Origin of the sequence: Methylobacterium sp. E-041, from assembly GCF_022829665.1 — a bacterium.
GTDB lineage: Bacteria > Pseudomonadota > Alphaproteobacteria > Rhizobiales > Beijerinckiaceae > Methylobacterium.
On sequence record NZ_JAKSYQ010000249.1, the window covers coordinates 1 to 7,955 of the forward strand.

The 7,955-nt window shown below is 61.4% G+C and carries 9 protein-coding genes, 1 tRNA gene and 2 pseudogenes; 7 read left to right on the top strand and 5 right to left on the bottom strand.

Annotated features, from left to right (window positions below; all coding sequences use genetic code 11):
- Positions 1 to 140 precede the first annotated feature (140 nt).
- Positions 141 to 799, top strand: a pseudogene (locus MKK70_RS22940) (transposase); the annotation flags it as partial.
- Positions 800 to 1,035: 236 nt separating this feature from the next.
- Here MKK70_RS22940 and MKK70_RS22945 read toward each other — a convergent pair.
- The 4 genes from MKK70_RS22945 to MKK70_RS22960 form a co-directional block, all read right to left on the bottom strand.
- Positions 1,036 to 1,125, bottom strand: a tRNA-Ser gene (locus MKK70_RS22945).
- Positions 1,126 to 1,203: 78 nt separating this feature from the next.
- A complete protein-coding gene (locus tag MKK70_RS22950) occupies positions 1,204 to 1,752 on the bottom strand; it encodes a site-specific integrase (protein WP_243950151.1) in 549 nt (182 codons plus the stop codon).
- A 119-nt stretch (positions 1,753 to 1,871) separates the two neighbouring features.
- On the bottom strand, positions 1,872 to 2,357 hold the full coding sequence (locus MKK70_RS22955; protein WP_243950153.1) for a hypothetical protein: 486 nt from the start codon (positions 2,355 to 2,357) through the stop codon (positions 1,872 to 1,874).
- Positions 2,354 to 3,031, bottom strand: a complete 678-nt coding sequence (locus tag MKK70_RS22960; RefSeq protein ID WP_243950154.1) for a hypothetical protein — start codon at positions 3,029 to 3,031, stop codon at positions 2,354 to 2,356. The genes MKK70_RS22955 and MKK70_RS22960 overlap by 4 nt, the downstream gene beginning before the upstream one ends.
- Positions 3,032 to 3,156: 125 nt before the next feature.
- Here MKK70_RS22960 and MKK70_RS31150 point away from each other — a divergent pair, with 125 nt between their 5' ends.
- From MKK70_RS31150 to MKK70_RS22975, 4 genes are all read left to right on the top strand, one after another.
- A complete protein-coding gene (locus MKK70_RS31150; protein WP_409568315.1) occupies positions 3,157 to 3,369 on the top strand; it encodes a helix-turn-helix domain-containing protein in 213 nt (70 codons plus the stop codon).
- Between the two features lie 3 nt (positions 3,370 to 3,372).
- On the top strand, positions 3,373 to 3,576 hold the full coding sequence (locus tag MKK70_RS22965) for a hypothetical protein (protein ID WP_243950156.1): 204 nt from the start codon (positions 3,373 to 3,375) through the stop codon (positions 3,574 to 3,576).
- Between the two features lie 75 nt (positions 3,577 to 3,651).
- Entirely contained in the window at positions 3,652 to 3,867 is a 216-nt protein-coding gene (locus MKK70_RS22970; RefSeq protein ID WP_243950158.1) for a hypothetical protein, read from the top strand.
- A complete protein-coding gene (locus MKK70_RS22975) occupies positions 3,864 to 5,639 on the top strand; it encodes a DUF3987 domain-containing protein (protein WP_243950160.1) in 1,776 nt (591 codons plus the stop codon). Before MKK70_RS22970 ends, MKK70_RS22975 begins: the two co-directional genes overlap by 4 nt.
- A 641-nt stretch (positions 5,640 to 6,280) precedes the next feature.
- Here the strand turns inward: MKK70_RS22975 and MKK70_RS22980 are convergent.
- Positions 6,281 to 6,463, bottom strand: coding sequence for a hypothetical protein (locus MKK70_RS22980; protein WP_243950162.1), 183 nt, complete (start codon positions 6,461 to 6,463; stop codon positions 6,281 to 6,283).
- Between the two features lie 602 nt (positions 6,464 to 7,065).
- Between MKK70_RS22980 and MKK70_RS31155 the strand changes: the two genes are divergently transcribed.
- Positions 7,066 to 7,293 (top strand): CopG family transcriptional regulator, encoded by a 228-nt coding sequence (locus MKK70_RS31155; protein WP_409568314.1) that lies wholly within the window; start codon positions 7,066 to 7,068, stop codon positions 7,291 to 7,293.
- A 201-nt stretch (positions 7,294 to 7,494) separates the two neighbouring features.
- Positions 7,495 to 7,955 (top strand): annotated as a pseudogene (locus tag MKK70_RS22985) (IS5 family transposase); the annotation flags it as partial.

Below are 7,955 nucleotides of genomic sequence, written 5' to 3' on the forward strand. Positions count from 1 at the left end.
GGCGTCTTGGCCTTGGGCCGGCAGGCCTCGACCAAGGGCTCCAGTTCAGACCGCTGGGCGTCGCTCAGCATCGTCCCTCCTGCATCAGAGAAACGAAAACGCTAGCCAAGCCAATCCGTTCAGACGACGACAGGCTCTAGAGGTTGCTCAAGTCTCAGAACCTGATCACCAGCCCGGCCTATATCGTCATCAAGGCTGCCGACGAGTTCCGCGATAAGACCACCGCGCCCAACCAGCTTTGGCAGACGAACTTCATCTACCGAAAGTCATTGGCTGGGGCTGGTACTACCTGTCGACGGTGCTGAACGAATTCTTACGCTACATCGTCGCCTGGAAGCTGTGCACGACGATGCAGGCCAGCGACGTCACCGCCACGCTCGACTTGGCGCTGGGTGCGGCTGAGCTCGATCAGGCGCGGGTGATGCCGTGGCAACGCCTGCTCTCCGACAACGGGCCGAGCTACGTCGCCAGCGACCTGGCTGACTGGCTCGGCAGCCGGGGCATGACCCACATCCGCAGTGCGCCATGTCATTCTCAAACGCAGGGCAAGATCGAGCGTTGGCATCAGACGCTCAAGAACCGCATCCTGCTCGAACACGCCTACTTGCCCTGCGAACTGGAGACGCAGGCTGCTAACTTCATCGAACACTACAACCATTCGCTAGCCCATGAGAGCCTAAGCAACCTCTCGCCCTCCGACGTCTACTTCGGACGCGGCGAAGGAATCCTGGCCGAGCGGAAACGCATCAAGCGCCAGACCATGATGGATTGCCGCTTGCGCCACCACGCGCAGGCCGCCCAACCTCTCACCCCAGATGGACCAGAGCCTCCGCTCCTGAACACCGCTGAATGTTCCAAATCATCTGACGACGGAGAGATAGCTTACCTTGCACGTCCAAGCTACCCACAATGCTACTAACATCGCAAGCCTGAATTTGCGCAAACGCCAGCGACCCGCTGCGAACAGCAGATTGAAGATTTACCTGATTTTTCTGCGACTTAGCGGCCAGTAGCGAACGGTGAGGAACAGCCTTCTGGCGGAAGGGGTGGGATTCGAACCCACGGTGGAGTTGCCCCCACGGCGGTTTTCAAGACCGCTGCCTTAAACCACTCGGCCACCCTTCCAAGCCTCTGTGGCGATTTGGTTTTCCGTCGGTAGGGCAGGGGGCCGAAACCCACCTCTGCTACCGCTTTGCTACCATTTCACCCGGCGGTATTACCTATGGCCGCGCGCAGTGCCGCGTCAACCTTCGCTGCCGCGTCCTCTTGCACCCCCGGCAGGACGTGGGAGTACAGATCCAGCGTGATCGCGATGCTGGAGTGCCCCAGGCGCTCCTGCGCGATCTTCGGATGGACCCCGCTCGCCAGCATCTGCGTCGCGTGGCTGTGCCACAGATCGTGGAAGCGCACCCTCAGCAGGTGGGTCGCCTGAGCCAGGATCCGCGTGAATTCGTGCGTGAGGCTGTTCGGCTGCACCGGACAGCCGTTTGCCTGCGTGTAGACGTAGCCGTCGCTGGCCGCTCGCACCCCGAGCTTCAGCAGCTCCTCGGCCTGCCTGATGTGGTGAGCTCGCAATTCCTCAAGCGCGAAGGAGGGGAGGGCGACGCGCCTGCCACGGCCGCTCTTCGTCTCCTTCGATCGCGTACCCTTCCGGGTCTGCTCGGTGCTCTCGACGATCTCGATGTGGCCACTGTTCCAATCGACCGAGCGCCACCGAAGCGCGGTGACCTTACCGCGGCGCAGCTCGCACATTGTCCCCAGCACCACAGGGATAAAGGCGCGGGTCGGCCGGAAGTGCGCGAACAGTGCCGCCGACTCGCTGGCGTCGAGTGCGCATCTTCATACGCTCGACCTTCGGCGGGTCGACGGCATCAGCCGGGTTTCGAACGAGGATGCGCCACTTCACGGCCTGGCCCAGCGCCTGCCGCAGGATGCGGTGCATGTGGGACGGTTCGAGGCGCAAGCCCGCCCTTGCCATCCCTGCGCCCGCTGAGGAGCGCCTTGCCATAAGCTGCGGAGATTTGCTCCGGTCGGAGCTTCGTGAGCACGGCCCCACCGAGCAGCGGAGCAAGGTTCTTCCTAGCTATCTCGGTGTAACACTCGTGGCTGCGAGGCGAGACCTGCGAGCGGATGTGATCCAGCCAGCGCTCGAAGAACTGCGCCAAAGTCTCCTTCGCCGGCTCAACATAGTCACCACCCTGAAGGGTCGTGATGAGCCGGGCGCACTCTTTTTGCGCTTCGCGCTTAAAGCCGACGAAGGTGTGCCACTTCCTCCGACGCTTCCCAGTTTCGGGATCGCGGAGTTCCAAGACAACCGCCCATTTGCCGGGCGAGCGCTCGCGGATGTGCCCCTTCATTTCTGATTATTCCTATTCTTTGGGCTCGACTTACCTCCTTCCGCCCCGCTTCGGCTCCGATGATAGATGTCCAACACGGAAACATTCTCAACCATAGCCTGCTCAACGTAAGGGAGCAATTCTTCGGATATGCTATTGATAGACTTCGTTGGAAGTCGCGCATCCTGAGCCAGTTTCCCGAGATCATTTGCTAGGATTGAAGTGCGCAATCTGTGACCGCTTTCTCCAAAAGAAATATTCGGATCCGCTTGCATAATTTCTTGTAGAGCCATGTAAGCTGCGCCAACCCCACGGTGCTGCCCCCCATAATCGAGCGCTTCCTCTGGATCGTTTGGCAATTTTCCTTTTGGTCTAATAGCTTCAAATATTGCAACTACTGCTTTGAAAATCTGGTCAAATCTATACGGATCCTCACGCCAATCAGCATCAGGCTTCTTTAGATTAACAATATTTTCGATCGTGGCATAGACAAACTTCATAAACGCGAAGTCACGCCGATTTCCAAATAGGTCAGATATCGAACGTTCTTCATCAAATGATCTACGAAGACGGTCGACAATTTCGGTATTAAGTGAAACCCCTCGTTCCTGCGCCGATTTTTCGAGTGCAGACCTATCAGGCTCTTTAAGGCGCAACTTTAGCTGAACCGTATCTGATTTTACTCGGTCACTCATGGCGCTGCCTCGTCCCCTCCGATCCGTGACCGTACCAAAAACATATGGAACCGCAAGTGGTGCCTTGACACCAGATCCGGTTCCATCGATATGGAACCGGATCTGGTTCCATGGAGGAACACGTAATGGTAGATGTGCAGCTAAGCGGGACTGCTCGTAAGACAATCAGTGTCGAGGAAGCCGGCAGGCAATTGGGCATCAGCCGGAACACTGCTTACGAGGCCGCTGGCCGAGGCGAGATCCCCACCATCAGGATCGGCCGGCGCATGCTCGTGCCGGTCATTGCTTTTGAGCGTCTACTCGAAGTGCCGCGGACTCCGCAGCCAGGAGGCGCCTAAGCCATGAAGCAAGAAACCCGCGCATCGCGCGGGGCGATGGCGGGTCTCGAATTGTCTGCTGTGGCGGCTGACAATTTTGTAGATACCGCGAAGCCCCTCGCTCTTCAAGCATCGACCTTTGCCAAGCGCTACGGCCTGCCGCCTGCCGTGGCCAGTCTTGTTGCAGAGTTGGCGCTCACAACGCCCGAGACTTGGAGGCGCGCATGAGCGCGTCCCCTCTCAATCCCGACGACTTCGCCTTATGGCGATCCGGACCGGCTTAGGGCCGAGATTGCTGCGCTGATGGCAGCTGTCGGCATGCGCTCGAACATCGTGGCGGATTACGCCGCACTGCGCGACGATGCCGGCCTTCGCTACACGCTCCGTTGCGCGGCTGCCGAGTTCCGTACTGCCCTCAACCTGCTCGGTGATCTGACCGAGCAGATGGAGCGCGATCGGAAACGACGCCAGCCCCAACCTGTCGCTCAGCCTCACCCTGAAATGGAGGTGCGGCCATGAGGTCGAACCACTTCGCCGACGAGATAGACCGTCTCGGGCCGCCGGCTGCCGACGATCAGCATCATCGACGTCACAAACCTATTGGCGCCAACGGCACTACCGGCACAGGGGGGCATGGTTCGTGGGGCGAGCCGGATCTCAGCCTACTTGGGACCGGACGTCGCCCCGCTCCGGCCTTCCCGCTACATCTCCTGGGTCCGTGGGCTGAGTGGTGCGAGCGCAAGGCTCGGAGCGCTTCGGCACCGCCGGACTACGTTGCGGTGGCGCTGCTCGCGAGCGTTGGCGCGACGATCGCCAACGTGCGTTGGCCTCAGGCTGGCGCCGCGTGGGCCGAGCCGCCTGTGCTGTGGTGCGCTGAGGTTGGGCCGCCATCGTCCTCGAAGTCCCCGTCCATGGACGCGGCCTTCACGCTGGTGCGCTTCGCCGAGGACCGCATGGCCTACGGCTTCGAAGAGGTGCAGCAGGAATATGCGACCCTGAAGCAGGCCTGCGACGCCCGGGTCGAGGCCTGGAAGATCGAGGTCAAGGCCGCCGTGAAGAACGGCGACGCAGACGTGCCGCCGATGCCGGACAATGCCCGCGAACCGCTGGCTCCGGTTCGACCTCGCATTCGCGTTGCCGACGCCACCGTCGAGGCGTTGGGCGCATTGGCAGCGGGCCTGCCGCGCGGCCTGCTGCTCGTGCGCGACGAGTTAGCCGGCTGGCTCGGTGCTTTCGATAAGTACGGTGGCGGCGGGTCTGATCGGGCCTTCGCGATCGAGATGTACGGCGGCCGTTCCTACGTCGTCGATCGGATGAAGAACCCGCAGCCGCTTCATATCCGGCACCTCAGCATCGGCGCGCTCGGCGGCGTCCAGCCCGACAAGTTGGAGATGGTCCTCAACGGCCCCGACGACGGTTTGGCCTCGCGTCGGCTCTGGGCCTGGCCGGACACCAAGCCCGAGTTCACGCTCGCGCTCGGCGTTCAGGACGACGGACCGATGCAGTCAGCCTTCGCGCGGCTCACAGATCTCGCCCAAGGTATCGACGAGTTCGGTCAGCCTGAACCGGTCAGGCCGCGCCTGACATCGGAGGCGGAGGATCGCCTGGAGGCGTTCGCCCGCGACATGGTCGAACGCTGCCATGAGGCCAGCGGGCTGCTCGCGGGCACGCTCGGCAAGGCGCGTGGACACGCGCTCCGGCTCTCGGCTGTCCTGGAGCACTTATGGTGGTGCGGCGGGGCGCCGAGCGTGACGGAGCCGAGGGAGATCTCCCCGGATGCCGTCACCGCCGCTGCGGATCTCCTGAACGCCTACTTCCTGCCGATGGCCGAGCGCGTGTTCGGCGACGCATCGATCCCGGTCGTCGAGCGGCGCGGCATGCTGCTCGCCCGGCACCTGCGACAGAACCGGATCAGCGAGTTCAACGCCCGGGATGTCCGGCGCCAAGTCGGCGGCATGTTGCGGGACGCCACCGACATGGAGGCCGCCTGTATGCAGCTTCTGAAGGCCAACCTCATCCGGCAGCGCTTCGCCCGTGCTGGCGAGCGCAAGGGGCGCAAAGCGCAGAACTACGAGGTCCACCCGGAGGCAATCGCCGACCGCCCTTTTGCCGAAACCCCCATCCGTAGAAAAATGGGGACCCCTGTGCCGGTAGCGTCATTGGCGCCAATAGCGCCAAAAACAGAGCTATTGGCGCCAAAGGCACAAACGGCACAGGGGGTAAGATATTTTCGGACGAGGGGTTTGGAACTCGGAACAGAGTGGGAGGCGGGGCATGAGCGGTCAGAATGAGTCTTCCGAGTTACCGGAGAAACTCAGGTGTTAAGCGGCTCTATCCCGTCGGCTGGAAGTCCTCAAATCTGAAGGCGGGGCTTCTACAGGCTGAGCTACGCTGCGCAGCGCCGTCACCATTGCGTCAGTTTGAGCATCGAGGTCGAGAAAGGCAGTCTTGCTGGCTTCGCGCCAAGCTAAGAGGAAGCCCGCCAGCACGGCCATTGTACTCGCAACAATCGGTGCAGTAATCAGCGCCGCCAGAAGGCTGAAAGGACTGAGAGCAGTGAACGTCACGAGCCCACTGCTAATGGCTACAGCTACTATGAGGAGCATCGGAGCCTCGCCCGTTCGGCGAGACGGAGTTTATTAGCCGACCGCCCGACGGGGTAGTGGAGATTTGTTGAAGGGCGGTTAATGCCAAGGTCTACTAGCAGCATTCGCCTTCGCATTTCTGCCGCACCCAATCTCGCAGGTGCAGCAACGATTTTCGTTGCCAACTCCGGAGACGCCGTGAAACATCCGTTAAAAATACGTAGGAGGAAACACGGAATGGAATTTACGACCGACGTCGCAATCCTGATAGGCGCACTCTACCTCGTGGGTATGGTCGAGTTCGCGATCACCTGCCACAAGGCTCCGGTTGCTGCCGAGGACTAGCGTCAGAAGACCAGCTGAATAAGCTTCACCACGCCCCACCACGCTGCGTATCCCCAGAGCGCAATGGTGAAGATGAAGAATATCAAGAGCAGCGCGAACGTTCCCCACCGCGTCAAGCGTTCGCGCAGATCCGCGCCCTCGACGGATTGGCTAGCTTCGGCGTTCTGATCACGTCCTGATCGCATTAGCTCTCACACGGGTATGCGACCAGCCGCTGAAGAGCCGGGTCGCTAGGGCCACTAAACGCAGAAGAGGCCCAAACGGTTTGCGAATTTATTGCTCTAACGTGAGTTAAGGGCCTCCTCAGAAGGCAAGTCCAAGCCTGACGGCTTTGCTGGCTTTCACGCCCCCAGTTGCCGCGGCTCCAGCTCATCGACAGCCCAAGCCGGAGGCGAGGTAGTCGAATGCTGCAAAGTCAGATCCTGTAGCGACGGCCGTGCCGAGCAGCAAAGAGGTACAGGAGAAGAACCAGAAGACCGATGAGGACCGCAGTAACGAGTGGGGCAAGAAAGTGGAGATCACGATTAGCACCATCTGCCGAGGCTGTTGAATAACGCAGTCGATAATCGAAGATATTTCGAGTGCCGTGACGACCGCCTCCAGCATTCGCTTGGGTGTGACAAGCTGACGCACAAGTGGATAATCACCTATAACAAAGTACAACAGTGAATAACAGCGAACGACGGCCGGGGATTTGTGTCAGGCTCGGACGATAGGCCGGTACTTGCACTTATAAATGTAGATTATCATTATCGTAGCCACGCAATCGCAATGCCGTGGTGCTCCGATGCCTACCGCAAATCCCCGACCCAGCACGCTCCGTCTCAAGGTCGAGACCGAACTCGCCGATGCCGTCGATACCGCTGCGCGCCAGCGCGGTCAGACCATGTCGGAGTTCGTCCGTCAGTCCGTCCGGGCGCAGCTCACCGCGCACGGTGTCCGCCTCAGCCCGAACAGTACCGACGACGGCCCCGGGCCCGCTCCGTCTGCCCCTGCGATGCGGCAGGCCGCCTGATGAGCACCGGCATGTCCCTTCCCCGGGTGAACGTGCGCGAGACGCGGACCATTCACCCTGTCGTCACCATCAGATCGCAGCCCCGCGATCCGGTCGTTCGGGACGCCGCTCAGCTTGCGCCGCGTACGTTAGGTCGTGAACTCATAACGTCTGGCACGGTTTGGCCGTGGCATCGTTGGTTCTCCGAATGGAGGACCGAGGATGGCGCGGTTTGACCTGACGGATGAAGAGTGGGCGGTGATCGAGCCGGTTCTGCCGACGGACGTGCGCGGCAAGGATCGGGTGGACGACCGACGGGTGCTGAACGGGATCTTCTGGCGGCTGCGCACGGGCGCACCGTGGGCCGACATCCCGGCGCGTTACGGGCCCTACACGACCTGCGGCAACCGCTTCCGGCGCTGGCGCAAGCGCGGCATTTGGGATCGGCTTCTGGCTGCCGTGTCGAAGGCTTACGAGGCGATCTGCAGATGATCGACGCCACCAGCGTGCGGGTTCACCAGCACGCAGCCTGCGCTAAAAAAAAGAGGGCGGATCCGGTGGCATAGGTCGCTCACGGGGCGGCCTGACCAGTAAGATCCACGCGCTGGTGGATGCCGAGGGCCGTCCCCTCGCGCTGAAGATCACGCCCGGTCAGGCGCATGACGGGCGCTCGGCGACCGACA